Here is a 26,810-nt window from a genome sequence, read left to right as displayed (position 1 = left end):
GTCGGTTTATTGAGTCATAGACTACTTCACACAGGCCCGAATCAAGCGATTCGGGCCTTTTTTGTGCGCGAATGGAAATCTGCTTGTAGGGCGTTTCACGCAATCGAGTGTGATAAAGCGCTCCTAAAAGGGATTAGATAATCCGTGCCGTTTCGCTATGCCGTTCCAGCTTGATCGCCACGAATTTCGACGTGGGTGTGTGACTGCCGTCGCCCACGCTTTCCAGCGGCACCAATGGGTTGACCTCTGGGTAGTAAGCCGCCGCCTGGCCAGCAGGAATGTCGAACGGCAGCAATGTGAAGCCTTTGACGCGACGCTCGATGTCATCGCCCCAGATCGACACGATGTCCGCTTTCTGGCCGGGTACGAAGCCCAGACGAATGATGTCGGCCTCGTTGAGGAAGATCACGTCACGCTGGCCTTTCACGCCGCGATAACGGTCGTCCAGGCCGTAAATCGTGGTGTTGTACTGATCATGGGAACGCATGGATTGCATGATCAGGTCCGGCACGATACCCGTCCCGCGGATGCTTTCGTGGACCAGGTCGCTCGGCAGCACGTTCGACTTGAAGTTGGCGCGCGCACTCGGCGTGTTCCACTTGCGCGAGCCTGCGGAGTTACCCAGATAGAAACCGCCCGGGTGCTTGATCTTCTCGTTGAAGTCTTTGAACGCCGGAATGGTGTCGGCGATCAGGTCGCGGATGCGGCTGTAATCTTCCACCAGCCACAGCCAGTCCACCGGCTGCTTGCCCAGTGTTGCATTGGCGATGCCCGCCAGAATCGCTGGCTCCGAACGCATTTGACGCGACAGTGGCTTGAGTTGGCCGTTGGAGGCGTGAACCATGCTGAAGGAGTCTTCCACGGTCACCGCTTGCGGGCCGTCGGCCTGGATGTCGATGTCGGTGCGGCCGAAGCACGGCAGGATCAGCGCTTCCTTGCCGTGGGTCAGATGGCTGCGGTTGAGCTTGGTGCTGATCTGCACGGTCAGGTCGCAGTTGCGCAGCGCCTCAAACGTGCGCGGGCTGTCCGGTGTGGCTTGTGCGAAGTTGCCGCCCAGGCCGATGAAGACTTTCGAGCGGCCTTCAAGCATGGCGTGAATCGCTTCGACCACGTTGTGGCCATTGTCGCGTGGCACTTTGAACTGGAAACGTTTTTCCAGGGCGTCGAGGAAGAACGCCGGTGGGCGCTCGTTGATGCCCATGGTGCGGTCGCCCTGCACGTTGCTGTGGCCACGCACCGGGCACAGACCCGCGCCCGGCCGGCCGATATTGCCGCGCAGCAGCATCAGGTTGGCGACTTCCTGAATGGTCGGCACCGAGTGACGATGCTGGGTGATGCCCATCGCCCAGCACATGATCACGTTCTTGCCTTTGGCGTACATGCGCGCAGAGCGTTCGATATCCACCAGCGGCAAGCCGGATTGCTCGACGATGAACTCCCAGGAGGTCTCGTCGACTTTTGCCAGGTAGTCCAGCACCCCGTTGGTGTGTTCGTTGATGAACGCGTGATCGAATACGGCTGGCTCGCCCTTGGCCTGCGCTTCGCGTTCCCATTGCAGCAGGAATTTGGCCATGCCCCGCAGCAGCGCCATGTCGCCACCCAGTGCCGGGCGGAAGTAGGCGGTGTTGGTCGGTTCGGAACCGTTGCTGAGCATTTCCAGTGGGTGTTGCGGGTGCTGGAAGCGCTCCAGCCCACGCTCTTTCAATGGGTTCACGCACACCACTTGGGCGCCGCGTTGAACGGCCTCACGCAGGGGTTCGAGCATGCGCGGGTGGTTGGTGCCGGGGTTCTGACCCAACACGAAAATCGCGTCGGCATGTTCGAAGTCATCGAAGGTCACGGTGCCTTTGCCGACGCCCACACTTTGTGACAGGGCAACGCCGCTGGCTTCGTGGCACATGTTCGAGCAGTCAGGGAAGTTGTTGGTGCCGTAGGCGCGCACGAACAATTGGTACAGGTAAGCGGCTTCGTTGCTGGCCCGACCCGAGGTATAGAACTCGGCCATGTTCGGGCTTGGCAGGTTGTTGAGGTGTTTGGCGATCAGCGCGAACGCATCGTCCCACGCGATCGGTTTGTAGCGATCGGAATCGGCGTCGTACACCATCGGTTCGGTCAGACGGCCCTGGTATTCCAGCCAGTAGTCACTTTGCTCCAGCAAGGCGCTGACGCTGTAACGGGCGAAGAACGACGGATCGACGCGGCGCTTGGTGGCTTCCCAGTTGACCGCCTTGGCACCGTTTTCGCAGAACTTGACCATGCCGCTTTCCGGCGAATCACCCCAGGCGCAACCCGGGCAGTCGAAGCCGCCGTTCTGGTTGGTCTTGAGCATCATGCGCAGGTTCTTCAGCGCGTTGTCGCTAGTCAGCCAGGCTTGTGTCACGCTGATCAGCGCGCCCCATCCACCGGCCGGGCCTTTGTAGGGCTTGTAGCGCGGGACAGGGGTCTTGTCGGCTTGTTTGTGCATGCTCACGCTTTTTTCTCCAAGGCAGGGCTGTAAACCCGCGGCGCACTGTGTTTCGGCAAATGAATGAGGTTGAGGTTGTGACGGCGTGCCCATTGCAGCGCCAGGCCCGTGGGCGAGGACAGGCTGACAAGGGTTTGAATGCCGGCACGCAGGACTTTCTGAATCAATTCGAGGCTGCAGCGGCTGGTCACGACCGCCAGACCGCCTGTGGTCGGGATGTTCTGGCGAATCAAGGCGCCGATCAGCTTGTCGAGGGCGTTGTGGCGACCGATGTCTTCGCGGCCCATCAGCAACTCGCCCTGATCGTTCATGAACATCGCCGCGTGGACGGCACCGCAGTGTTCACCCAATGGTTGAAATTCGCTCATGCGCTCACGCAGGCCTCTGAGCCATTCAGCGGGCGGCAAGGGTGCGCCGGGCAGGACGTTCAGTTCAGGCAGGGCCTGTTCGACGGCTTCCACGCCACATAGACCGCAGCCGCTGGTTCCTGCCAGTTGCCGACGCTGGGTCTTGAGGTTCCAGAAGGCGCGACTGGCAATTTCGACCTCTGCAGTTTGCGCAGAGCCGCAGCCGCCGAGCTTGATGTCGTAAATCTCGTCAGGGGATTCGATGATGCCGCTGCCGATGCTGAACCCGACGATGAAGTCTTCCAGATCGGTCGGCGTCACCAGCATCACGGCCTGGCTGATGCCGTTGTAGGCAATGGCCAACGCCACCTCTTCGGCGAGCACGTTAGGTTCGCAGGTGTCGTGTTCCAGATTTGAGTAGCTGTAAGACTGGCTTGCGGCAGGCGCGGGCAGTTGTTTTGCGGGCGCCGTGCTCTCCGTGTGCTTGGAATGCATCGGGAAGTACCGGCAGAGTATTCAGACCGTAAGCCTAGGCCTCTGGTCGGATAACGTCTAATTGCTAGTACTGATGCCGTGATAGATGACGTCGATCAAGAAGGCTCGATCATTTTCTGATACAGGCCAAAACAGGCTTCTGCCAGCGCCGAACGCGGTGCGGCGCGGCGCATGATCAGTCCAAGGCGAGCCAGTGTCTGGGCCTGCTCGATTGGTTGCAGGCGAAGATGTTCGGTCAGCGTTTCCAGGCCGCCGTCCAGCGGCATAATCGCGCAACAGAAGCCTCCGTGAACCGCTTGCAGCAGTTGATGCACGGCATCGGTCTGGATCAGCGGCTGAGGCTGCAGGCCTCGGCTGTGGAAGTTGTGATCGATGGACTGACGAAAGTGCATGCCGCTGGTCAGCATGCCCAGCGGCAGTTCGATCAGGCTCTCCCAACTCAACGGTTCGTCACCAAAACTGAAATGACGCTGGTCGTACATCAGGCCCATGCGGGTTTCACCCAGCTCGAGTGAATCAAAGCGATCGGTGTCGAGACGGTCCAGGTACGAGACGCCCAGGTCCAGCCGATTGCTCGCCAGTTGATCGAGGATCTGCTCGGAGCTGAGTGAGGACAATTCAAAGCGCATGTTCGGGTGAACCGTGTGCAGACGCTGCAGCAATGGCAGCGGGTCGAAGTTCGACAGCGGAACAACCCCCAGACGCAACGTACCGACCAGGTGCCCGCGACAGGCAGCGGCTTCGGCCTGCAAGCCGTCATACGCCGCCAATACCGTGCGTGCCCACGCCAGGACCCGCTCGCCCGGCGCGGTGAATCCTTCAAACCGCTGGCCGCGGTTGACCAAGGGCAAGTCCAGCTCTTCTTCGAGGCTGCGCAAGCGCATGGACAGCGTGGGTTGAGTGATATGGCAACGTGCAGCCGCCTGCCCGAAGTGACGGGTCTCGTCGAGGGCGATCAGGAATTTCAGCTGTTTGATGTCCATTGTCACTCCGCAAGGCACAGGGCTGGCCGGGCGATTCTAGCGCGGCAGGATGTCGCACGGGGCGTTGATTGCCGATGGGGTCATTGGTCGGATGCACGGAGCGGTTTGCGCGACCCGGCTATGGTTGAGATTCGGACATCACAAAAACGCAGGGAGAAAGAGTTATGGGCCTTTTCAGTTTCGTCAAAGAAGCCGGTGAAAAACTCATCGACCTTCTTACGCCAGGTAACGCGAATGCCGGCGAGCAGTTGAAGGAGCACATCGCAAAAGTGGGGCTGGGCAATCCTAATGTTCAAGCGACAGTGGAAGGCGACAAAGTCACGTTGACGGGCGAGGTTGCCAGTCAGGAAGAGAAGGAAAAGATCATTCTCGCCGCAGGCAACATCGAAGGTGTGGGCAGTGTGGATGATCAATTGACGGTCGCAGCAGGCGCACCGGCAGTCGCTGCTGCGAAATTCGTCACGGTCGAAAAAGGTGACACCCTGAGCGCGATCTCGAAACGGGTCTATGGCGACCCGAACAAGTACCAGAAGATCTTCGACGCCAACAAGCCGATGCTCAAGGATGTGAACAAGATCTATCCGGGGCAGGTGTTGCGGATTCCGGAGTGAGCATCATCGTCGCCTGAACGTACGTCTTCGCGGGCAAGCGCGCTCCTACAGGGACCGCGATCGCTGTAGGCACGCCTTTGCCCGCGACGGCGTTGGTTCATCTGATAAAAATCTACAGCCCTTCAATCAACTCCCGATAATCCTCCAGCGCCGCGAACTCTTCCGTATCCTTGGGTCCCTTCTTGCTGTCCGGTTCACGCACCGCGAGCAAATGTCTAACCCCGTACCGCCCTGCGCTGCGCAGGATCGGCAACGTGTCGTCGATAAACAGACTGCGCGCGGGATCGAAGCCGATGTCGGCGTGCAGCGCGTCCCAGAACTGCGGGTTTTCCTTGGGGTAACCGTAGTCGTGTGAGCTGATCAATCGCTCGAAATACGGCGCCAGCTCCAGCCGTTCCATCTTCAGTGACAGTGAGTCGCGGTGAGCGTTGGTGATCATGATCACGCGCTTGCCGGCCTGTTTGATGGCAGCGAGAAACGTCTCGGCGTCCGGACGCAGGGCGATCAAGTGCGCGATCTCCACCTTCAGGTCTTTCACCGAGAGCTTCAGCTCTGCGCTCCAGAAGTCCGTGCAGTACCAGTTCAGCGTGCCTGCGTTTTTCTCGAACAGCGGCATCAGTTCCAGCAGTGCCATGGCGCGGCTGACACCGTGCAGTTCGGCGTAGCGCTGAGGCAGATACTCCAGCCAGAAATGGTTGTCGAAGTGCAGGTCGAGCAGCGTTCCGTCCATATCCAGCAGAACGGTGTCGATGTCGCGCCAGGGCAAAGAAGGCATACAGGTCTCTCGGCGATGAATAGTCACTGGGCTTTCCGACAAAGACATTCGGAAAAGCCACGGTATAGTACCCCGTCTACGCCAAGGAGCTCGTCATGCGCCAGAAACCCACCGTACTCGCCCGCGAAATCGTCGCGAGCAGCCGTCTTTTCCGCGTCGAAGAAGTGCAGTTACGCTTTTCCAACGGCGTGGAGCGTGTGTATGAGCGTCTGGTCGGGCGCGGCAATGGTTACGGCGCGGTGATGATCGTGGCGATGCTCGATGCCGAGCACGCGGTGTTGGTGGAAGAGTACTGCGGCGGCACGGACGAGTATGAATTGTCACTGCCCAAAGGCCTGGTCGAGCCGGGCGAAGACGTGCTGGCCGCCGCCGACCGTGAACTCAAGGAGGAGGCCGGTTACGGCGCCCGCCAGCTTGAACACCTGACCGAGTTGTCACTCTCGCCCGGCTACATGAGCCAGAAGATCCAGGTGGTGTTGGCGACCGATCTCTATGAAGAGCGCCTGCCAGGCGACGAGCCTGAGCCGATGCGTGTGGACAAGATCAATTTGCGCGAGCTTTCCAGCCTCGTTCAACACCCTCAATTTTCCGAAGGACGTGCCTTGGCCGCGCTGTATCTGGCACGTGACCTGTTGATTCAGCGCGGAGTATTCCAGCCATGACCCACATGTTTTCAGACCTCCCGCACCCGTTGCTCGCACCCGTGATCGACCTGTGCCGCCGCGCCGGCGAAGTGATTCTGCCGTTCTGGCGCTCGGGCGTGGAAGTCACCGCCAAGTCCGACGACTCTCCGGTCACGGCGGCTGACATTGCGGCTCATGAGGTACTGGTCGCAGGCTTGAAGGCGCTGGACCCAAGCATCCAGATCCTGTCTGAGGAGGACGCCAACATTCCGCTGAGCGAGCGCAGTCAGTGGCAGCGCTGGTGGCTGGTCGATCCTCTGGATGGCACCAAGGAGTTCATTTCCGGCAGCGAAGAGTTCACCGTCAACGTCGCGCTGATCGAGAATGGTCGTGTGGTGTTTGGCGTGGTGTCGATGCCGACCAACAATCGCTGTTACTTCGGCGGGGCGAGTCTGGGTGCGTGGCGCAGCGACGATACCGCTCATATCGAGCCGATCAGCGTGCGTGACAAACCGGCAGCCGGGGAGTCGTTCACGGTTGTGGCCAGCCGTCGTCATTCAAGCCCGGAGCAGGAAAAACTGCTCGCCGGATTGTCCGCGGTGGTGGGCGACTTGCAGCTGACCACGATCGGCAGCTCGTTGAAGTTTTGCCTGGTGGCCGAAGGCGCCGCCGATTGCTATCCGCGCCTGGCGCCGACCTCGCAATGGGACACGGCCGCTGCTCAAGGTGTACTGGAAGGCGCGGGCGGCGTGGTGCTGAACCTGGCGGGCGAGACGTTCGATTATCCGGCGAGAGAATCGCTGCTGAACGGGTTCTTTCTGGCGCTGCCGGGTGAGGCGGCCTGGCGGGATGCGTTGATTGAGTTGGCGACGTCCGAGAATTGAACGCGAGCGGTATACCTTCAGATCGCAATGCTGGGGCTGTAGCGACTCTGCTTCTGCCCGGAGGGCGTGGGAGCGTGGCTTGTCCCGCGATCTGCCGCGAAGCGGCAGTAAAATCGGCAGTCGCGATCATTTAGGAATACCGCAATTGCCGGATTGGCGACTACTTCGCAGCCGATCGCGGGACAAGCCACGCTCCTACAGAGACAGAGACAGAGACAGAGACAGATATCAAATTCCGGTTTTAGCGATGCAGCACGTATTGCCCCACGAATTCCACTGCTGAATCCTCGGAGCCCTCGGCCACAATCCGGGTGTTCAACGCCAACCGCGCACGGCCACGGCGTTGGTACATTTTCACGAACTTGTCCCAGGTCGCGTCATCCGGTGCATCGCAGATGGCCACGCCGTCGCGTTTGACGGGCAGCGGATAGCTGATCTGGCCCTCGTGAATCACGATGTGCCCGTCTTCGATCCCGGCTTCCTTCAAGCGCAAGTACAACCAGCCCCAACCCGCCAATACCGCGCCGCAATACAAGCTGCCGCCAAACAGCGTGCTCTTGTGGTTGATGTTGGGCTCAAGCGGCAAGTGCAGGCGCAACGAGTGGTTCTGCCAACTAATGACCTTGACGCCCATGTCGCGGGTCAGGGGAATGTCCTGATGCAGAACGTCTTCCAGCATTTGCGATGTTGGGTCATTCGTTGTCATCGGAACCACCGCCGCTGAAATTCAGCCCATGTTTGCGCAGCTTGTCGTGCAGGGTTTTGCGGGGCACACCGAGCGCTTCAGCGAGGCTGCGTACCGAACTGTGAGGGCGGGTGAGTTCGGCGGCGATCAAGGCGCGCTCGAAGGCTTCGACCTGTTCGCTGAGGCCGCCGCTCGACGACGGCATGTTCGCGTGGGCGGCACCTTCCAGTTCCAGCTCCAGGCCCAGCGCGAAACGTTCGGCGGCGTTCTGAAGCTCACGCACGTTGCCTGGCCAGGTGTGGCGCAGCAACATCGCCCGATGGCCCGGTTGCAGCTCATGGCGAGGCAACCCATGGCGCAGGCTCGCGGCATCGGCAAAGTGCTGGAACAGCACCAGCGCATCTTCGCCACGCTCGCGCAGCGGGGGAATGCGCAGCGGCGCCACGTTCAACCGGTAATACAAGTCGGCGCGGAAGCGGCCCTGATCGGCTGCGTGACGCAGATCCTCCTTGGTCGCCGCGATGACCCGGATATCCAGCGGAATCTGCTGGTTTCCGCCAAGTCGCTCGACGACGCGTTCCTGCAAAAGGCGCAGCAGTTTCACCTGCACGTCCATGCTCATGCTCTCGATCTCATCGAGAAACAGCGTGCCGCCGTTGGCGAATTCGAACTTGCCGATGCGCCGTTTCTGCGCGCCCGTGAACGCGCCGGGTTCGTGCCCGAACAGCTCGCTTTCCACCACCGATTCCGCCAGCGCACCGGCATTGATGGCCACGAACGGCCCGGCCCGGCGATTGGACAGATCATGCAGCGCGCGGGCAACGACCTCTTTGCCCGCGCCGGTTTCACCCAGAATCAGCACATCGGCTTTGGTCGCGGCGAGTGCGCCAATCTGATCGCGCAGGCGCTGAATCGGCGTCGAGAGCCCGACCAATCGCGTGCTTAATTGCTGACGATCACTGAGTTCCAGGCGCAGGCTTCGGTTGTCCAGCACCAGTCGTCGCAGCGCCAGCGCGCGTCGCACACTGTCGAGCAACGCATCGCTGGCGAACGGCTTTTCAAGGAAGTCGTAAGCGCCCGCGCGCATCGCCTGGACCGCCAGCGGCACATCCCCGTGCCCGGTAATTAGCAGCACCGGCAACTCCGGGTCTTGAGCGTGCAGCTGGTTCAGCAGTTCAAGCCCGTCGATGCCCGGCATGCGGATATCGCTGACGATCACGCCCGGCCAGTCACGTTCGATGCGTGCCTGCAGGCCTGTGGCGTCGCTCAATGGAAGGATTTTCAGTCCGGCCAGATCCAGTGTCTGGCTCAGCGCCTGACGCAGATGCGGGTCGTCGTCGATCAGCACAACCTGAATCCGGCTGTCGATGGCGGTGTCCGTGGTCATGCAGATAGATCCTCTGGCGGTTGAAGGCTGACCCCTGAAGCGCCGGTGCGCATACGCAGCGTCAACAGTGCGCCGCCTTCGGGGTGATTGGCGAACAACAATTCGCCGCCCAGGGCGCGCATCAGGGTATCGCAGATCGCCAGGCCAAGGCCCAACCCCTGCGTGCGGGTCTTGGTGGTGAAGAACGGCTCGCGGGCATGTTCCAGCGCCTCACGAGAGAAGCCCGGACCGTTGTCGCGAATGTACAGATTCACGCCTTCGGCGTTGTGTTCGGCACTGATCCACAGTTTGCGCGGCGGGCCTTTTTCGGTGAGGGCATCCAGTGCGTTCGCCAGCAGATTACCCAGGACCTGACGTAAACGCGTTTCGCCGGCCTGAACCCACAGCGTGGCGTCCGGCAGGTCGCGGATCAGCTCGACGTCCATCGCCCTGCGCCGCTTGGCGAGCAGGGCCAGGGCATCGTCCAGCGCCGGTTGCAGCGCTACGCTTTCCGGCGCATGGCGGTCGCGCCGGGCAAATGCCCGCAGGTGCGCAATGATCGAGGCCATGCGCCCGGTCAATTCGCTGATCAGTTTGAGGTTGCCCCGCGCATCTTCGGTGCGCTGATGATCCAGCAAGACTTCAGCGTTCTCGGCGTAACTGCGAATGGCCGCGAGCGGCTGATTGAGTTCGTGGCTGATGCTGGCCGACATGGTGCCCAGCGCCGACAGTTTTCCGGCCTGAACAAGTTCGTCCTGCGCGCGGAACAGCTCCTGCTGCGCGTGCTCGCGCTCCAGCACTTCCTGGCGCAGCCGTCGGTTCAAACCCTCCAGATCGGCCGTGCGCTCGACGACCCGCACTTCCAGGTCTCGCCGTGCCTTGCCCTCGAAATTGATACGGTCCAGATAATGACGACGGCGCTGCATCATGATGCCCAGCAACAGCATCACCACCAGCAATGTGGCACCGCCGATGGCAACGACCGTGCGCACCGGGCGCGACACCAGCACCTTCGGCGCCAGGATGCTCACGCTCCAGCCGGTTTCGTCGATGTGCTGGGTCTGGGTGAGCCAGCCATTGTCATCCAGCTGCAAAGGGCGTGGATCTCGGGTCGGGTAGGGCTGGATGGCCACGATTGCCTGCTTCTCTTCCTCGCTGAGCGGGCGCGTCGCACGGAATCGCCAGTTGGGGTTGGAGGTCAGGATCACCACGCCATTATGGTCAGTGACCAACAGCTGCTCCGGCGTCTTGCCCCACAGGGTTTCGGTCAGGTCCAAGTCGACCTTGACCACCAATACGCCAATGACGGTATTGCCCTCGCGCACGGCGGCCGCAAAGAAGTAGCCCCGTTTGGCTGAGGTCGTGCCCAGGCCGAAGAAGCGCCCGAGATTGCCGGCCATGGCGTTGCTGAAATAGGGCCGAAACGCGAAATTGCGGCCTACGAAGCTGTCGCGTTTGTCCCAGTTCGAGGCCGCCAGCGTGTCGCCATTGGGCGCCATCAGGTAAATGACTTCGGCGCCGGTCTGTTGCGCAATATTCTTCAACAGTTGGTTGGCGTTGTTCTGGGCTGCGGAGTCCTGAGGGTTGGCCAGTGTCGCCCGAAGGCCGGGCAGATCACCGAGGATCTGCGGCAGCGTTTCGTAGCGGTGCAACGTACCCAGCAGGTTGGCGACGTACAGGTCCAGCGTCTGGCGATTCTGGCTCAGCAGCTCGTTGCGGTAGTAATGCTCCGCCAGGCGTTCGAGCGGCCACAGCAACGGCGCCAGGATCAGCGCCAGCAACGCGAGGCTGCGCCAGCGAGGGCGGCGTGGGAGAGAGGAGGTGCTGGTCATTAAATCGCCCGGTGGGTCCGTTGCGATGCCGGCGTGAAGTCTGCGGATCAGTGTCGTCTGAGCCGGCCTCTTCGCGAGCAAGCTCGCTCCCACAGAGGCAGATGTAACGCCATGTAGGACTGAGCTTGCTCGCGATAGCGCCAGTTCAGACGATGCAGTGATTCGGACGGGGCCGCTCAGCATCGAGTTGGCCCATTATGCCTACCGCTGCCGAGCTAAGCACTCCAGCATTGCGTCATGCCAATCTGGCGGGATGGCGCAATGCTTGGCCCGGCACACGGGCTTATGGAAACAGATCCACCTCTTTAAGCAGCTTGCCGACCTGATCCTTGGCGGACAGCGTGGGTGCCTCGCTCAAACGCCAGTCGATGGCCAGGTCCGGATCGTCCCAGCGGATGCAGCGCTCGGCCGAGGGGGTGTAGTAGTCAGTGGTCTTGTAGAGGAAATCGGCGTTGTCACTGAGTACGACGAACCCGTGAGCGAAGCCCGGTGGAATCCACAGCTGTTTGGCGTTTTCCGCTGACAGCTCAAGGCCGAACCATTTGCCGAAACGCGGCGAGCTGCGGCGGATATCCACCGCAATGTCGAGCACCTTGCCTGCGGTCACGCGCACCAGCTTGCCCTGGGCGTTTTCGATTTGATAATGCAGGCCCCGCAATACGCCTTTTTGTGAGCGTGAGTGGTTGTCCTGCACGAACGGGGTGGTAACTCCGGTTTCTGCGGCAAACGTCTTGGCGTTGAAACTCTCGTAGAAGAAGCCACGCTCATCACCGAATACTTTCGGCTCGATGATGAGGACTTCAGGCAACTTGCTCACGGTCACTTTCACTGGCTTTCCCCTGCAATTTTGAACAGGTACTGACCGTAGCCGGTCTTGCCGAAATAGTCAGCACGGCTGAGCAGATGAGCCTTGTCGATCCAGCCGTTCTGATACGCGATCTCTTCCAGACACGCGACTTTCAGGCCTTGGCGATGCTCGATGGTCTGCACGTATTGCGAGGCGTCCAGCAGGCTGTCATGCGTGCCGGTGTCCAGCCAGGCGAAGCCACGGCCGAAGCGCTCGACGCGCAGGTCGCCGCGCTTGAGATAAGCGTTGTTGACGTCAGTGATTTCAAGCTCGCCCCGGGGCGACGGCTTGACGTCCTTGGCGATCTGGACCACTTCGTTGTCGTAGAAGTAAAGGCCGGTCACCGCGTAGCTGGATTTCGGCGACTTGGGTTTCTCCTCGATGGACAGCGCCTGACCGTTCTCGTCGAAGTCGACTACACCAAAACGTTCGGGGTCCTTGACCCAATACCCGAACACCGTTGCACCGGCCGGATGGCTCGCGGCACGCTTGAGCTGATCGCTGAAATGCTGACCGTGGAAGATGTTGTCGCCCAGAATCAGGCACACGGAGTCGTCGCCGATGAATTCCTCGCCAATCAGGAAAGCCTGCGCCAGGCCATCAGGTTTGGGCTGTTCTGCGTAATGGAAATTCACACCGAACTGGCTGCCATCGCCGAGCAGGGCTCGGTACTGCGGCAGGTCCAGCGGGGTGGAAATGACCAGAATGTCCTTGATGCCCGCCAGCATCAGCACCGAGATCGGGTAGTAGATCATCGGTTTGTCATAGATCGGCAGCAGTTGCTTGGAGACGCCGAGGGTGATGGGGTGCAGGCGCGTGCCCGAACCGCCCGCCAGTACAATTCCTTTGGTCATGCGATCAGATCCTTCACGTGGGTGCCCAAGCGTTCGCCCTGGTAGCTGCCGTCCTTCACGTGACGACACCACTCCAGATTGTCCAGATACCACTGCACGGTTTTGCGCAGCCCTGATTCAAATGTTTCTTCTGGCGTCCAGCCCAACTCGCGTTCGATCTTGCTGGCGTCGATGGCGTAGCGCATGTCATGGCCCGGGCGATCAGTCACGTAGGTGATCAGATCCGCGTAGTGGGCCACGCCTTTGCGCTGCTCCGGTGCCAGCTCTTCGAGCAGCGCGCAGATGCCGCGTACCACGTCGATGTTCTTCTGCTCGTTGTGGCCACCGATGTTGTACGTCTCACCGACCTTGCCCTCGGTCACGACTTTGAGCAGCGCGCGGGCGTGATCTTCCACGAACAGCCAGTCACGCACCTGCAGGCCGTTGCCATAAACCGGCAGCGGTTTTCCGGCCAGTGCGTTGAGGATGACCAACGGAATGAGTTTTTCCGGAAAGTGGAACGGCCCGTAGTTGTTCGAGCAGTTGGTCACCACGATCGGCAGGCCATAGGTGCGTTGCCAGGCGCGTACCAGGTGGTCGGACGCCGCCTTGCTGGCGGAATACGGTGAGCTGGGGGCGTACGGCGTGGTTTCGGTGAACAGATCATCGACACCATGCAGGTCGCCGTACACTTCGTCGGTGGAGATATGGTGGAAGCGGAACGCGGCACGTTCGGCTTCGGGCAAGGTTTGCCAGTAGCCGCGCGTCGCCTCCAGCAGGCTGTAGGTCCCGACGATGTTGGTCTGGATGAACTCACCCGGCCCATCGATCGAGCGGTCGACGTGAGACTCGGCTGCCAGGTGCATGATCGCATCGGGCTTGAAGCGGGCGAGTACCTTGCTGACGGCGGCCTGGTCGACGATGTCCTGCTGCACGAATTCGTAGCGGGTATTGGTGACGATACTCTGCAGCGATTCGAGGTTGCCTGCGTAGGTCAATTTGTCGAAGTTCAGTACGTCGTGGTCGGTGTTGTTGATCAAATGGCGGATCAGCGCAGAACCGATAAAACCCGCGCCACCGGTGACAAGTATTCGCATAGCTAAACCTTCTTCCCTGGATGGACGTCAAGATAACGAAGCATAGCTTGTGGCTGTGCGGTGACAGGCGCAAGGCACAAACCGCCCAGAGGCCATGAAATTAATTGATGGCCGGACCCTAAAAGCGTCATAAAACCGTCGCGACTGTTTCATTCCTGTAACGGGCCCGCTATCTGTCGGCCGTTGTTGGAATTTCATGGGTTTAACGCGGTCGGGGTTGCCAATCCCGTCAGCAACTGGCGATATTGCGCGTCCAACCTCGTCCTCGGGACCCTCTGTCATGCCGCTCGCTACCTTGATTCGTCGATCCAGTCTGCCTTGCCCGGAAATCAGCATGAATGACGCTGCCGAGTTGCTGTCGACGCATTACGGTCTGGCGGGTTCGTTGAAAGAGCTGGGCAGTCATCAGGACCGCAACTTCCTGCTCGACGGCGGCGATGGCCGGCGTTACGTGTTGAAGATCTGCCACGGTGACTACGCGACGTCGGAACTGGATGCCCAGCACGCGGCGCTGCGACATTTAGGCAGCCAGTCCAACGTTCGGGTGCCGGGCGTGATGAGCGCCCTCAACGGCAAGGATCTGTTGTCCGTGGACGTTGGCGGTCATGCCGTGCACGTGCGTTTGCTGGAGTTCATCGACGGACAGTCGCTGGCCCACGTCGAGCATTTGAGTCGGCACGTCATGGTCGGGCTGGCCGAGCTCTGCGCCCAGGTCGATGTGGCGTTGGCAAACTTCGAGCATCCGGGGCTTGAGCGCATCCTGCAGTGGGACCCGCGCCACGCGAGCGCGTTGATCAAGCACTTGCTGCCGGTGATCGACAGTTCTGAGAAACGGGCCTGTATCGCTGAGGCTGCCGAGCAGGCACACGCGCATTTGCTGCCGTTGATTGCAGCGCTGCCGGTGCAGGCGATTCACATGGACATCACCGAGTACAACGTTGTCTGGGCACGCGATGGTCATGCCATGTGGCAGCTACAGGGCTTGATCGACTTTGGTGATCTGGTACGCACCTGGCGCATCGCCGATCTGTCAGTGACCTGCGCCGCGTTGCTGCATCACGCCGAGGGCGATCCTCTGTACATCCTGCCTGCGATCCAGGCCTATCACGCAATCAATCCCCTGCAGTTGGAAGAGTTGCAGGCACTGTGGCCGCTGATCGTCGCCCGCTCGGCCGTGTTGGTGCTCAGCAGTGAGCAGCAAGCCAGCATCGAGCCCGATAACGCATACATTCAGGCCAACCTTGCCAGCGAATGGAACATCTTCGACGTGGCGACCTCGGTGCCGATCGCGCTGATGAACGCAGCGGTTCTGGACGCCGTCGGTTTGCTCGAAGGGCAAGACGATGCGCAGACCTATTCCCCCTTATTGCCAAGCCTGAACGGGCAAGCCTTTACGACGGTCGACCTGGGTGTGCTCAGCGAGCATTTCAATGCGGGGAACTGGGAACAGAGTGGGATTGATGAGCAGTTGCTCAAAGAGACTGCCCACGCACAGGGCCTGGCTGCGAGCCGTTACGGGGAGTATCGGCTGTCGAGAACCCTGCCTGACAGCGCTCGCGAACCGGACACTTTTGCGCTGCATGTCGAGGTGGTGATCCCCCATGGCACCGCCGTGCATGCCCCGTTTCACGGCACGTTGCGCCACACCGCCGACGGCGCGCTGATGCTGGTGGGCGCAGAATCGAACCTGCGTGTGTGGGGCGTGCGCTCTGATTTCGACTCCGGCGTGGAATTCGGCGCCGGTGACGTGATCGGGCAGGGCGGCGGTTCGTTGATCGTGCAGTTGTGTTCGGAGCCGGACGTCAGCCCGCCGTTGTTCTGTACGCCTTCGCGCGCCGCAGCATGGCGCAGTCTGTGTCCATCGCCTCAAGGTCTGTTGGGCTTCGAGTGCGACGCGCCGCCTCTGGAGGACGCTGCACACCTGCTCGCCCGTCGCGACGCCAGCTTTGCCCGGTCGCAGAAACATTATTACCAGGCACCGCCGCAGATCGAGCGCGGCTGGCGCAACCATTTGATCGACATGCAGGGCCGTTCGTACCTGGACATGCTCAACAACGTGGCCGTGCTCGGTCACGGTCATCCGCGCATGGCGCAGGTGGCGGCCAAACAGTGGTCGCTGCTCAACACCAACTCGCGCTTCCATTACGCGGCCATTGCCGAGTTCTCCGAGCGTTTGCTCAAGCTGGCGCCTGAAGGCATGGACCGGGTGTTTCTGGTCAACAGCGGCACGGAAGCGAACGATCTGGCGATTCGTCTGGCGTGGGCCTACAGCGGCGGGCGAGATGTCCTCAGCGTGCTTGAGGCGTATCACGGCTGGTCGGTGGCCACTGACGCGATCTCGACGTCCATCGCGGACAACCCGCAAGCCCTCAGCACGCGTCCTGACTGGGTGCATCCGGTCGTTGCGCCGAACACCTACCGTGGCGAAGCACGGGGTGCGGACAGCACGCCGTTCTATCTGCAGAGCGTCGACGCGCATCTGGCTCGGCTGGCCGAGCAGGGACGTCAGCTGGCGGGTTTCATTTGCGAGCCGGTGTATGGCAACGCGGGCGGTATTTCACTGCCGCCGGGTTACTTGCAACAGGTGTATCAGAAGGTGCGCGCCCAGGGCGGCGTGTGCATCGCCGACGAAGTACAGGTCGGTTACGGCCGCCTCGGTCATTACTTCTGGGGCTTTGAAGAGCAGGGCGTGATCCCGGACATCATTACCATGGCCAAGGGCATGGGCAACGGCCATCCGCTGGGTGCGGTTATCACCCGCCGTGAGATTGCCGAAGCGCTGGAAGCCGAGGGGTATTTCTTCTCGTCCTCGGGCGGCAGCCCGGTCAGCTGCCGGATCGGCATGGCGGTGCTGGACGTCATGGAAGAAGAACGGCTCTGGGAAAACGCTCAGGTGGTGGGTGGTTACTTCAAGGAGCGACTGCTGGCGCTGATCGATAAACATCCGCTGGTCGGCGCGGTTCACGGCTCGGGGTTCTATCTGGGCCTTGAACTGGTGCGTCACCGCGAGACGCTGGCGCCCGCTACCGAAGAAACCACTTACCTGTGCGACCGCTTGCGGGAGTTGGGCATCTTCATGCAGCCGACCGGCGATTACCTGAACATCCTCAAGATCAAGCCGCCGATGGTCACCACCCGACGCAGTGTCGACTTCTTTGTCGACCATGTCTCGAAGGTGTTGAGCGAACTGGAGGGTTAGCTGACTCCGGCGCTCTTGATTCCTGTGGGAGCGAATTCATTCGCGAAAAGTCTTCAGGCGATGGAGATGTATTGACCGTCCTGGCCAATCGCGAATGAATTCGCTCCCACAGGGGAGTCTTTCGCCGATTAATATCGGTTTAAATTCCAAATATTATTCATTTACCTCTATGAATAGCTTCTAAAGCCGATTTTTATCGGCTATAAAGACGGCCAGATTGTCATCGCTCGCCTGTTAGGGTGATCAGCCTTTCGCATCTGCCGCCGGAGGATTTTCATGAGTCGCATCGTTGCTGTCGCCGCTACCCAGATGGCCTGTTCGTGGGATCTGGAAGCCAACCTCGAAACGGCCGAAAGGCTGGTGCGTGAAGCCGCCGCCAAGGGCGCGCAGATCATTTTGATTCAAGAGCTCTTCGAGGCGCCGTACTTCTGCCAGAAGCCCAACCCGGACTACCTGCAGTTGGCGACGCCGACCGAGACCAATGTCGCGATCGCTCATTTTCAAAAGGTCGCCAGAGAGCTGCAAGTGGTGCTGCCCATCAGCTTTTATGAACTGGCCGGCCGGGCACGCTTCAACAGCATCGCGATCATCGATGCGGACGGCAGCAATCTGGGCATCTACCGCAAAAGCCACATCCCCGACGGTCCCGGCTACCACGAGAAGTATTACTTCAACCCGGGGGATACCGGGTTCAAGGTCTGGAACACGCGTTACGCGAAGATCGGCGTGGGCATCTGCTGGGACCAGTGGTTTCCGGAGTGCGCGCGCAGCATGGCGTTGCTCGGGGCCGAGATTCTGTTCTACCCGACCGCCATCGGCAGCGAGCCCCACGACAAAACCATCAGCTCGCGGGATCACTGGCAACGCGTGCAACAGGGCCACGCTGGCGCTAACCTGATGCCTTTGATCGCCAGCAACCGCATTGGTCACGAAGAACAGGACGGCTACGACATCACGTTTTACGGCTCCTCGTTCATTGCCAATCAGTTCGGCGAAAAGGTCGAAGAACTCAATCAAACCGAAGAGGGCGTGCTGGTGCACAGCTTCGACCTCGACGAACTAGAACACATCCGCAGCGCCTGGGGCTCCTTCCGTGACCGTCGTCCCAACTTGTATGGCGCATTGAAAACCCTCGACGGTTCACTGGAGTCCTGATTGACATGACCACGCTTAACAGCACACCGCGCGCCGATGGCTTCTACATGCCCGCCGAATGGGCGCCGCAAACCCAGACCTGGATGGTCTGGCCAGAGCGCCCGGATAACTGGCGTCTCGGTGGCAAGCCGGTGCAGACCGCCCACGTTGCCGTCGCCAAAGCGATCGCCCGTTTCGAGCCGGTGACCGTCGCTGTCTCGGCCGCACAGTACGACAACGCCCGCGCGCGGCTGGACGTGCCGAACATCCGTGTCGTCGAGATCAGCAACGATGACGCCTGGGTGCGCGACACCGGCCCGACGTTTGTCATCAACCATGAAGGCGAAGTGCGCGGCGTGGACTGGGCGTTTAACGCCTGGGGTGGTTTCGATGGCGGCTTGTATTCCCCGTGGAACCTGGACTCGGCCCTGGCCAAAAAGGTTCTGGAAATCGAACGCTGCCCGCGCTACGTCACCGAGGGCTTCGTGCTGGAAGGCGGCTCGATCCACGTTGACGGTGAAGGCACGCTGATCACCACTGAAGAATGCCTGCTTAATCGCAACCGCAATCCGCATCTGTCGCGCGAAGAAATCGAAGCCGTGCTGCGCGATCACTTGTCCGTCGAGAAGATCATCTGGTTGCCGGACGGGCTGTACAACGACGAAACCGACGGGCATGTGGATAACTTCTGCTGCTACGTGCGCCCCGGTGAAGTGCTGCTGGCCTGGACCGACGACCCGAAAGACCCCAACTTCCCGCGCTGCCAGGCGGCAATGGCCGTCCTGGAAAATGCAAAAGACGCACAAGGCCGTCCGTTCGTCGTTCACAAGATGCCGATCCCGGGCCCATTGTTCGCCACGGAAGAAGAGTGCGCGGGCGTTGATCAGGTGCACGGCAGCCAGGAACGCAACCCATCGGTGCGTCTTGCGGGTTCCTACGTGAACTTCCTGATCGTGAACGGCGGCATCATTGCCCCGAGTTTCAACGATCCGCTCGACGAAACCGCACGGGAAATCCTCCAGCGTCTGTTCCCCGAGCATGAGGTGGTCATGGTGCCAGGGCGCGAGCTGCTGCTGGGCGGCGGCAATATTCACTGCCTGACCCAACAACAACCGGCGCCATACCGTCGCTGAGTTGGTTCGCTTCTTGCTGTCTTGAAAGCCCATCGGACGATGGGTTTTTTTGTGGGTAGCGTTTTCACGTTTACCCGGCGAAACAGCGCACAGGTCGTGCAAAACGGTGACCCGTTTCGTCCGTCTGTAACAAAAGCTGTTTAGATTTCGCAGTCCAGGACACAAGAGGTTATCCCTATGAACGCAGGTCAGCAGTCACGTGTGACTCGAGGTTTGTCTGCGAGCAGTGAAGCACGGCAGATAATGGCGGACTGGTTACGGATAACCCAAGCTCCACGCCCACAGGAACAACGGCAGGCTCCGGACTATCGGGCGATGCTGACTCAGCGTTATCCACGCGGCTTGATCAACGATGCCGAGATGGAAGCGCTGCTGGGCATCCTTCACAACTGATGTGTTCGCCTCTCCCAGGTCTGGGGAGGCGTGCCGCACGTCGTTTTGGCGTTCGTCAAATTGACACTCTTGTAGGCCGGGGATAGCATTCGCGCCTCCACCGCCTGTGGCCAAGCGCCATGTACGTGCATCAGTCGTCCACTGCGATGATTTCGTGCGGGCTTCCGGGACTGTTATCAGATTCGGAGGACGCAATTACCTGTCTGGGTATTTGCCACAGCGCGCGATTAATCTGCTCACAAGGACAACAAGATGAAACAGCGTATCGGCCTGCTCGCTCTGGGCATCATCGCCGCCACTCACGCCATGGCGGACGGCCAGGCAGACGCCAAGGGCTTCGTCGAAGACAGCAGCCTGAAGGTCAATCTGCGTAACGCCTACATCAATCGCGATTACAAGAACGGACCTGACGACCGCTCCGAGTGGGGCCAGGCGTTCATGGCCAATTACTCGTCCGGCTTCACCCAAGGCACTGTCGGCGTCGGCGTGGATGCATTCGGTCTGTACGCGGTGCGTCTGGACGGCGGCAAGGGCAAGAGCGGTGCGGGCGGTATCGACTTCTTCAAACAGGGCGACAGCGGTAACGCGGCTGACGATCTGCAGCGCTTCGGCGGTGCGGTCAAATTCCGCGTCTCCAACACGGTCCTGAAATACGGCGACATGATGCCCGAGCTGCCGGTGCTGAGTTACGACAACTCGCGTCTGCTGCCAGAGAGCTACACCGGCACCATGATCACTTCCGAAGAGATCAAGGACCTCAAGCTGGTGGCTGGCCGTTTCACCGCCCAGACCCGCAAGAGCGCCGAAGGCCGTGACAGTGGCGACCTGAAAAGCATCAACGTCTGGGGTGCTGCTTACAAATTCACCGACGCCTTCAGCGGTGCGTACTACTCCTCCGACGACGAAGACGTGCTGAAGAAGCAGTACGTGAACCTGAACTACGTCTGGGCGCTGCCACAAGACCAGTCGCTGACGTTCGACTTCAACGGCTACAAGACCAAGCTGGACAAGGATTTTGCTGCCAACGACGCGCGTGACAACAAGATCTGGAGCCTGGCGGCGACCTGGGCTGTCGGCATCCACTCCTTCACCATTGCGCATCAGCGCAGCACCGGTGAAACCGGCTACGCCTATGGCGGCTACCGTAACAACGGCGGCACTGGCGATGGCGGTAACAGCATCTACCTGGCCAACTCCTACTGGTCTGACTTCAACGGCAAGGACGAGCGCTCCTGGCAGTTGGGTTATGGCGTCAACCTCGCCACCGTTGTGACCCCAGGCCTGAGCTACAAAGTGGCCTACGTGCGCGGCGACAACATCGACGACGGCACCGACCGTGGTCGTGGCGAAGAGCGCGAACTGTTCAGCCAGCTGAGCTACGTTGTGCAGAGCGGCCCGGCCAAGGACCTGTCCCTGCGCCTGCGTAACTCGTGGCTGCGCGTGTCCAACGATGTTGATCAATACAACGTCGGCGGTAACGAAACCCGTATCTTCATCGACTACCCGATCAACGTTTTCTGATGTTGAACGGCGGTTGAGCTGACGCTGTAGAAAAACGCCCCGGTCGAGAGATCGGGGCGTTTTTGTTTCCCCGGCGGGTATTCCGTTAACATGGCCGCATTCAATTCCCGACCGGTCACCTCCATGGCCCTTGCCGCTCCGCCTGACCTCTCCGACACCGCCGTCCCGGTGCAGCCGTTGTCCCGCACGTATCCGCGTGGCTTGTACATCGAGCCGCATGAGCATGACTGGGGGCAGGTGCTGTATGCGATGTCGGGCGTGATGTGGGTCGAGACGCCTAACGAAGCGCTGGTGGTTCCGCCGCAGCGTGCGGTCTGGTTGCCGCCCGGTGTCCCTCATGGCATTCGTGTGGTGTCGGATCTGGAGATGCGCAATATCTACCTGCGCCCGGCGCTCGCCGAGACGCTGGAGGGCACGGTCCAGGTATTCGAGGTCGCCCGCCTGCTGCGCGAACTGATCGTGAATCTGGTGGCCGAGCAGGACAAGGACTCTGACTACTACAGTGCGCTGGTGAGTCTGGCGCTGCTCGAACTCAAGAAAGCCAAGCGTTCGTTGCTGAAGGTGCCGATGCCCGATGACAGCGATCGTCGCCTGATGAACGTCTGTCAGGCGGTGATGATCGAGCCGTCCATCGACGTCCCGTTCGAGCAACATGCGGAAAATGCCGGCGCCAGCGTGCGCACCCTTTCCCGCTTGTTTCAAGGCGTGCTGGGCATGGGGTTTGCGGAATGGCGGCGACAGGTGCAGCTGGCGACGGCAGTGGCCGAGATCATCCAGGGTGTGCCGGTCAGCACCATCGCCCGTTCGATGGGCTACTCGCCCAGCAGCTTCAGCGACATGTTCCGGCGCGAGCTGGGGATGGCGCCTTCGCAATACCCCCTCGGCGAGCAGGCGGGCTAAGCGCGACCGCCAGCCTGTCCGAAATTCAGAAGTACTTGGCCGGTAGCTTTTCCGGCGTCTCCTTACACTCTGGTCATCGCTTAACGCCGCCGTGCCGCAATCGTGCCGCACGCCGCAGATTTCCGGAGTTCATCATGAGCTACCTCATTTCACTCGCTATCGGCATCGCCGTCGGGCTGCTCTACGGTGCCCTCGACTTCCGTTCACCGGCACCGCCTTTGGTGGCGTTGGTCGGCTTGCTCGGCATGCAGGCTGGCGAAAAACTCTGGCCCATGGGGCGTCAGTTGTTCGCCAACCTGATGTCTTGATTCGAACGAATTTCCCCTCTATCACCTGGATTTGACGCTATGAAAGCACTGCAATTTTCCCGAACCGGCGACCTGGCTGCGCTGGAAGTCGTCGAGCTGCCAACGCCCGTGCCCGCAGAAGGTGAGGTGCTGGTGCAGATCAAAGCGGCTGGCTTGAACCCCAGCGACGTCAAAAACGTGCTAGGGCGCTTCCCGTACACCACGGTGCCCCGCGTTCCGGGTCGTGATTTCGCCGGTGTGGTGGTCGAAGGCCCGCAGGAACTGGTCGGCCAGGAAGTCTGGGGCACCGGCAATCAAATCGGTTTTTCCCGTAACGGCTCTCATGCCGGGTACATCACGCTTTCGGCCAAGGGTGTCGCGATCAAGCCTAAATCGTTGAGCTTCGTGCAGGCCGCCAGCCTGGGCGTGCCTTACACCACCGCATGGGATGCCCTGGAGCGCAGCCAGGTGGATGGCAATACGCGCTTGCTGGTGATCGGGGCTAATGGCGCGGTCGGCAGCGCGGCGATTGCACTGGCCAAGGTACGCGGCGCGCAGGTGCTGGCGGCGGTGCGTCGTCCGGAGCAGGTCGAGGCGCTGCAGGCGCAGGGTTTCAACGCAATATTGCTCGGCAAGGCTGAAGAACTGGCGGCGCAGGTCAATGCCGTGTTTGCAGGCGGCGCGGACGTTATTTTCGACACCACCGGCTTCTGGCTGCCCGCTTCGGTTCAGGCCCTCGCGCCCTTTGGACGCATCGCGATCATCGCCGCCCCGGTCGACGGCCACGTGCAATTACCCGCGCTGGCGCTCTACCGCAAAGGCGGCTCGGTGGTAGGCATCAACTCGCTGCTCTACGGCGTCGAAGCCTGCGCGCGGATGCTGGAGCAATTCGGCACGCTGTTCGACGACGGAACGCTGCCGTTGCCGACCGGCCTGATCGAATCGCCCCTCGAAGACGGCCTGGCGCGTTACGCAGAAGTGAATCAGGGCGGCGCAGATAAAGTGATTTTGTTGCCCTAAACGCGGTGTGTCAGTCACCGTTGATGTGGCTGACCCACCGCATTCGCCAGCAAGCCGGCTCCTACGGTCTGGTGTCTGGACACACATTGAGCATCAACGCGAACCCTGTAGGAGACGTCCGAGGTTACGAGGGTATGGGCCGCACTCGGACGAACGCGGTGTGTCAGTCGCAGTTGATACGGCTGACCCACCGCATTCGCGAGCAAGCTCGCTCCCACCGTATCAGCGTCATCCCCAAGGCTTCGTAACGACGCGAACCCTGTAGGAGACGTCCGAGGTTACGAGGGTATGGGCCGCACTCGGACGAATGCGGTGTGTCAGTCGCAGTTGATACGGCTGACCCACCGCATTCGCGAGCAAGCCGGCTCCGGACTGCGGCGAGAATAAAAAACCAATCGCATACCGTCACGCCTATTGCGACGTTGCTACCGCCCAGAAGGCGTGCAGGCAGACCGCGATCCTGCTTCTGCCCGGAGGGCGTGGGAGCATTCGGAGGTTACGACGGACGCGATGGAGCGCGCAGCGGTCCTGAAATCATCCGGCGCGGTGTGCCAGGCTGATCGCGTTTGCAGGATTCACTGCTGCTGCGCGCCAGATCGTCCGAGTGCGGCCCAGAGCAAGCGCGTTCCTACGCCCTGCGGGCAGAATCAAAGCCTCCAGAAGAGGCTGTACATGTAGCGTGAGGAAGACAGTTGCTACGGTCTGGTGCCTTGATACACCTCGAGCATCAACGCGAACCCTGTAGGAGACGTCCGAGGTTACGAGGGTATGGGCCGCACTCGGACGAATGCGGTTTGTCAGCCGCAGTTGATGCTGCTGACCCACCGCCTTCGCCAGCAAGCCGGCTACGGTCTGGTGCCTGGACACACCTCGAGCATCAACGCGAACCCCGTAGGAGCCGTCGCTCCTGCAGGTGGTGGGTCAGCTACAACCCTGTGTCACCACACCGGCAAACCCTTCAAATACCGGGCCTCGATCTTGTCCGCGCTGCCGTTGGCCTGGAGCGTGTCGATCGCCGTTCTCAGTCGATCCACCATGTGCGCATCGCAGTCCTTGGAACACGCCAGGTAGAGGTCGGCCGTCATCAACACGCGACTCATGACCAACGGGCGGTCGCTGATCTGCTTCCAGATGTAGCGCGTCTCAGGCACGCCGTTGAACCAGGCATCGACGCGGCCTTTGAGCAGCATCTGCGCCGGGTTCTCGCCAATCTTCAGTGGGTAGATCTGGGACGCCGGAAAGCCTTCTTCGCGCAGGCGCGTCTCTTGCGCAGTGCCGATGCCGACGGCGATCAACTTGAAGGCTTTTCTGGCCTCATCGAAGCTTTCAACGCGCTGGTCGAGGCTAAAAAACGTACGATCCATCGTCAGCAGCGGGGCTATCCAGGTGAAGTTGTCTTCCCGGCTCTGCGTGCGGCTTAGCGGTGCAATCAACATGTCCTTGCCATTGGCGACATCACGCTGCGCCCGCGGCCAGGGTGGCGACGCGAAGTTGGGAGAGTACCCGGCCGTCGCCATCGCCTTGAGCGCGATGTCGCCCACGATGCCGTGTTCGTCGCCCTGATTGGCCATGGTCAGCGGCGGGGCTTCGGGAAAGTAGAAATCGACGGGGGTTGCCGCAAACGTCATCGGCGACCCCGCGAAAAACGCGGCAGCCGCGCAACGGGTCAAGCGGGAAATCCATTTCATGGCAGCAATGCTCAAGGTCAATACAGGGCCTGTCAGGGCAGGCCTCTTGGCTGGCGCATGAATCAGTCTGGCAGCCATTCGCGATTCTGCTGGAGAAAGTACAGCATCCTGCCTCCTTCCCAGAAATCCTCAATCAACAAAACACCTGCGTCAGGTCTTGTTGTGCTCGTTGGTGTAGCGCCCGCTCAGTTCCCAGCCGCATTCGAGCAGCATGTCGATCCAGTCTTCATAGGAGTCGTCGACATCGAGCAGATTCATGAACTGATCCTCGATGTGGCAGCGAAACGTCTGCTCTTCCACGTTCCATTCCACGTCACGGATGCGCCAGGCGCGCTGATCCGGAAGCTGAATGTTCAGGCCATGAAAAGGGACGAACGGTAGCTCGACCTCATACAGAAGCTTGGACCATTCCGAGGAAATTTCAGGGGTCTGATGGGTCCAGACGTATTTGATCAATCGGACATTGTGCACGGTGGGGCCTTCTATCGTGTTTCGGTTGCGGGTCTCTGTCACCTGAGTGAGGAGGCGATGGCCCGTCGGACATGGCTATACGTTACTCGAAGGCGGCGGGATCGGGGAGGGGGCTTGCTGTTTCTCCGTGTGGACGCGGTCGGACGAGGCGATAACCGGCGTCATGCAGCCGTTGGACAACCCTGCGTACAGACGTTCAATGCTCGGTTTGCGTGTATTCTTGCCCACGCTCAGTCGCTGAGATCATTCCATGCTGCACAAAAACCTCATCCGTCGCCTTGACCTGATCACCCTCAAGCTGTTCGTCGCGGTGTATGAAGAAGGCACCCTGACCCGCGCCGCCGCCCGTGAGGCCATCGCGACGTCGGCGGCGAGCAAGCGCTTGATGGAGCTTGAGGAAGTGCTGGGCATCGGCCTGTTCGTGCGCAACGCCAAAGGCATGGTGCTGACAGCCGCGGGTGAAACGCTGTTGCATCACGCCCGGCGCATGCTGTTCGACCTGGAAAAAATGGGCCTTGAACTCGACGAGCACCTGCAAGGCATGCGCGGTTATGTGCGCATGCTCGCCAACCTCTCGGCGATCATTCAATTCCTGCCTGAAGACCTGCACGAGTTCACCACAAGCCACGAGCGAGTGAAGGTCGACCTCGAGGAGCGCCCCAGCGCAGGCGTGGTGCAAGGCCTGATCGACGGCGTCGCCGACATCGGCATCTGCTCTGAAGACACTGACGTTCAGGGCCTGCATAGAGTGCCTTATCGTCGCGATGAACTGGTCGTGGTGATGCGTCCCGACCATCCGCTGGCCAACCTTGATCGCGTGGCGTTCGAGGACACGCTGAGCAGCGACCATATCGGCCTGCACGCCGCCAGTTCCATCAACATGCGCACCCACACCGCCGCCCGATCCCACGGCATACCGCTGCGCGTGCGCATTCATGTGCCGGGCTTCGACGCCATGTGCCGGATGATTCAAGCGAACATGGGCATTGGCGTGTTGCCACGCAAAGCTTTCGAATTGCTGGGGCCGCCGTTAGGGCTCACGGCCGTTTCGTTGAGCGACTCATGGGCGCAGCGCACCTTGATTCTGGTCGTGCGCGACACAACGGTTCTGTCGCCGGTCAGCCTGTTGCTCTTCGACCACCTGCGCCGACACCTTCAATAAGAGCGTTCGCGTTTCGCGAACGCTACTTGCCAACATACGGTTGGATTTGCCAAACGCCGG

Annotated in this window: 24 protein-coding genes; 12 read left to right on the top strand and 12 right to left on the bottom strand. The window is 60.8% G+C overall.

What is annotated here, in order from left to right:
* Nucleotides 1-133: 133 nt before the first annotated feature.
* The 3 genes from AB4N84_RS09295 to AB4N84_RS09285 all read right to left on the bottom strand — a co-directional run bounded on the left by AB4N84_RS09295 (nucleotide 134) and on the right by AB4N84_RS09285 (nucleotide 4,289).
* Nucleotides 134-2,464 carry an FdhF/YdeP family oxidoreductase gene (locus AB4N84_RS09295; RefSeq protein ID WP_167362116.1) on the bottom strand — a complete coding sequence of 777 codons (2,331 nt, stop codon included), beginning with the start codon at nucleotides 2,462-2,464 and terminating at the stop codon, nucleotides 134-136.
* Between the two features lie 2 nt (nucleotides 2,465-2,466).
* On the bottom strand, nucleotides 2,467-3,306 hold the full coding sequence (gene fdhD, locus AB4N84_RS09290) for a formate dehydrogenase accessory sulfurtransferase FdhD (protein WP_460046089.1): 840 nt from the start codon (nucleotides 3,304-3,306) through the stop codon (nucleotides 2,467-2,469).
* Between the two features lie 95 nt (nucleotides 3,307-3,401).
* The gene (locus AB4N84_RS09285; RefSeq protein ID WP_460046087.1) at nucleotides 3,402-4,289 is read right to left on the bottom strand and encodes a LysR family transcriptional regulator; all 888 of its coding nucleotides are present in this window, start codon (nucleotides 4,287-4,289) and stop codon (nucleotides 3,402-3,404) included.
* A 164-nt stretch (nucleotides 4,290-4,453) separates the two neighbouring features.
* Between AB4N84_RS09285 and lysM the strand changes: the two genes are divergently transcribed.
* Nucleotides 4,454-4,900 carry a peptidoglycan-binding protein LysM gene (gene lysM, locus AB4N84_RS09280; RefSeq protein WP_074757952.1) on the top strand — a complete coding sequence of 149 codons (447 nt, stop codon included), beginning with the start codon at nucleotides 4,454-4,456 and terminating at the stop codon, nucleotides 4,898-4,900.
* A 112-nt stretch (nucleotides 4,901-5,012) separates the two neighbouring features.
* Here the strand turns inward: lysM and yrfG are convergent, their stop codons facing one another.
* Nucleotides 5,013-5,675, bottom strand: coding sequence for a GMP/IMP nucleotidase (gene yrfG, locus AB4N84_RS09275; RefSeq protein WP_460046086.1), 663 nt, complete (start codon nucleotides 5,673-5,675; stop codon nucleotides 5,013-5,015).
* 95 nt (nucleotides 5,676-5,770) lie between these two features.
* Between yrfG and nudE the strand changes: the two genes are divergently transcribed.
* Nucleotides 5,771-6,337: an ADP compounds hydrolase NudE gene (nudE, locus tag AB4N84_RS09270; RefSeq protein WP_074757956.1), complete on the top strand. Its 567-nt coding sequence runs from the start codon at nucleotides 5,771-5,773 to the stop codon at nucleotides 6,335-6,337.
* On the top strand, nucleotides 6,334-7,182 hold the full coding sequence (cysQ, locus tag AB4N84_RS09265) for a 3'(2'),5'-bisphosphate nucleotidase CysQ (RefSeq protein WP_460046085.1): 849 nt from the start codon (nucleotides 6,334-6,336) through the stop codon (nucleotides 7,180-7,182). The genes nudE and cysQ overlap by 4 nt, the downstream gene beginning before the upstream one ends.
* A gap of 241 nt (nucleotides 7,183-7,423) precedes the next feature.
* On the opposite strand, the gene AB4N84_RS09260 is transcribed toward cysQ, so the two are convergent.
* The 6 genes from AB4N84_RS09260 to rfbB all read right to left on the bottom strand — a co-directional run bounded on the left by AB4N84_RS09260 (nucleotide 7,424) and on the right by rfbB (nucleotide 13,842).
* Nucleotides 7,424-7,888 (bottom strand): thioesterase domain-containing protein, encoded by a 465-nt coding sequence (locus tag AB4N84_RS09260; RefSeq protein ID WP_460046084.1) that lies wholly within the window; start codon nucleotides 7,886-7,888, stop codon nucleotides 7,424-7,426.
* Nucleotides 7,875-9,254 carry a sigma-54-dependent transcriptional regulator gene (locus AB4N84_RS09255; protein WP_460046083.1) on the bottom strand — a complete coding sequence of 460 codons (1,380 nt, stop codon included), beginning with the start codon at nucleotides 9,252-9,254 and terminating at the stop codon, nucleotides 7,875-7,877. The genes AB4N84_RS09260 and AB4N84_RS09255 overlap by 14 nt, the downstream gene beginning before the upstream one ends.
* Nucleotides 9,251-11,065 (bottom strand): sensor histidine kinase, encoded by a 1,815-nt coding sequence (locus tag AB4N84_RS09250; RefSeq protein ID WP_460046082.1) that lies wholly within the window; start codon nucleotides 11,063-11,065, stop codon nucleotides 9,251-9,253. Before AB4N84_RS09250 ends, AB4N84_RS09255 begins: the two co-directional genes overlap by 4 nt.
* A 283-nt stretch (nucleotides 11,066-11,348) precedes the next feature.
* Nucleotides 11,349-11,894 (bottom strand): dTDP-4-dehydrorhamnose 3,5-epimerase, encoded by a 546-nt coding sequence (rfbC, locus tag AB4N84_RS09245; protein WP_460046081.1) that lies wholly within the window; start codon nucleotides 11,892-11,894, stop codon nucleotides 11,349-11,351.
* Nucleotides 11,891-12,766 carry a glucose-1-phosphate thymidylyltransferase RfbA gene (gene rfbA, locus AB4N84_RS09240; RefSeq protein ID WP_460046080.1) on the bottom strand — a complete coding sequence of 292 codons (876 nt, stop codon included), beginning with the start codon at nucleotides 12,764-12,766 and terminating at the stop codon, nucleotides 11,891-11,893. The genes rfbC and rfbA overlap by 4 nt, the downstream gene beginning before the upstream one ends.
* Entirely contained in the window at nucleotides 12,763-13,842 is a 1,080-nt protein-coding gene (rfbB, locus tag AB4N84_RS09235) for a dTDP-glucose 4,6-dehydratase (RefSeq protein WP_460046079.1), read from the bottom strand. The genes rfbA and rfbB overlap by 4 nt, the downstream gene beginning before the upstream one ends.
* 280 nt (nucleotides 13,843-14,122) lie before the next feature.
* Here rfbB and AB4N84_RS09230 point away from each other — a divergent pair, with 280 nt between their 5' ends.
* The 8 genes from AB4N84_RS09230 (at nucleotide 14,123) to AB4N84_RS09195 (ending at nucleotide 23,429) form a co-directional block, all read left to right on the top strand.
* Nucleotides 14,123-17,041 (top strand): aminotransferase, encoded by a 2,919-nt coding sequence (locus AB4N84_RS09230; RefSeq protein ID WP_460046077.1) that lies wholly within the window; start codon nucleotides 14,123-14,125, stop codon nucleotides 17,039-17,041.
* 276 nt (nucleotides 17,042-17,317) lie between these two features.
* Entirely contained in the window at nucleotides 17,318-18,196 is an 879-nt protein-coding gene (aguB, locus tag AB4N84_RS09225; protein ID WP_460046075.1) for an N-carbamoylputrescine amidase, read from the top strand.
* 5 nt (nucleotides 18,197-18,201) lie between these two features.
* A complete protein-coding gene (aguA, locus tag AB4N84_RS09220; protein WP_460046074.1) occupies nucleotides 18,202-19,308 on the top strand; it encodes an agmatine deiminase in 1,107 nt (368 codons plus the stop codon).
* Between the two features lie 243 nt (nucleotides 19,309-19,551).
* Nucleotides 19,552-19,701, top strand: a complete 150-nt coding sequence (locus AB4N84_RS09215) for a hypothetical protein (protein WP_341845441.1) — start codon at nucleotides 19,552-19,554, stop codon at nucleotides 19,699-19,701.
* A gap of 252 nt (nucleotides 19,702-19,953) precedes the next feature.
* Nucleotides 19,954-21,222 (top strand): OprD family porin, encoded by a 1,269-nt coding sequence (locus tag AB4N84_RS09210; protein ID WP_460046073.1) that lies wholly within the window; start codon nucleotides 19,954-19,956, stop codon nucleotides 21,220-21,222.
* 123 nt (nucleotides 21,223-21,345) lie between these two features.
* Complete coding sequence (locus AB4N84_RS09205) at nucleotides 21,346-22,122, top strand: AraC family transcriptional regulator (RefSeq protein ID WP_460046977.1); 777 nt, start codon at nucleotides 21,346-21,348, stop codon at nucleotides 22,120-22,122.
* A gap of 134 nt (nucleotides 22,123-22,256) precedes the next feature.
* Complete coding sequence (locus AB4N84_RS09200; RefSeq protein ID WP_074757982.1) at nucleotides 22,257-22,430, top strand: DUF1427 family protein; 174 nt, start codon at nucleotides 22,257-22,259, stop codon at nucleotides 22,428-22,430.
* A gap of 39 nt (nucleotides 22,431-22,469) precedes the next feature.
* Nucleotides 22,470-23,429 carry a quinone oxidoreductase family protein gene (locus tag AB4N84_RS09195; protein WP_460046072.1) on the top strand — a complete coding sequence of 320 codons (960 nt, stop codon included), beginning with the start codon at nucleotides 22,470-22,472 and terminating at the stop codon, nucleotides 23,427-23,429.
* 938 nt (nucleotides 23,430-24,367) lie between these two features.
* On the opposite strand, the gene AB4N84_RS09190 is transcribed toward AB4N84_RS09195, so the two are convergent.
* Together AB4N84_RS09190 and AB4N84_RS09185 are read right to left on the bottom strand one after the other, a co-directional pair.
* The gene (locus AB4N84_RS09190; protein ID WP_460046070.1) at nucleotides 24,368-25,117 is read right to left on the bottom strand and encodes a substrate-binding periplasmic protein; all 750 of its coding nucleotides are present in this window, start codon (nucleotides 25,115-25,117) and stop codon (nucleotides 24,368-24,370) included.
* Between the two features lie 150 nt (nucleotides 25,118-25,267).
* Entirely contained in the window at nucleotides 25,268-25,588 is a 321-nt protein-coding gene (locus tag AB4N84_RS09185) for a hypothetical protein (RefSeq protein ID WP_074757986.1), read from the bottom strand.
* Nucleotides 25,589-25,838: 250 nt separating this feature from the next.
* Between AB4N84_RS09185 and AB4N84_RS09180 the strand changes: the two genes are divergently transcribed.
* Entirely contained in the window at nucleotides 25,839-26,750 is a 912-nt protein-coding gene (locus AB4N84_RS09180; protein WP_460046068.1) for a LysR family transcriptional regulator, read from the top strand.
* The last annotated feature ends 60 nt before the right edge of the window (nucleotides 26,751-26,810 follow it).

This window comes from Pseudomonas sp. S2_H01, assembly GCF_054668305.1.
Note: the sequence above shows the minus strand (reverse complement) of the source record. Positions and strands in the feature narration are given on the sequence as shown.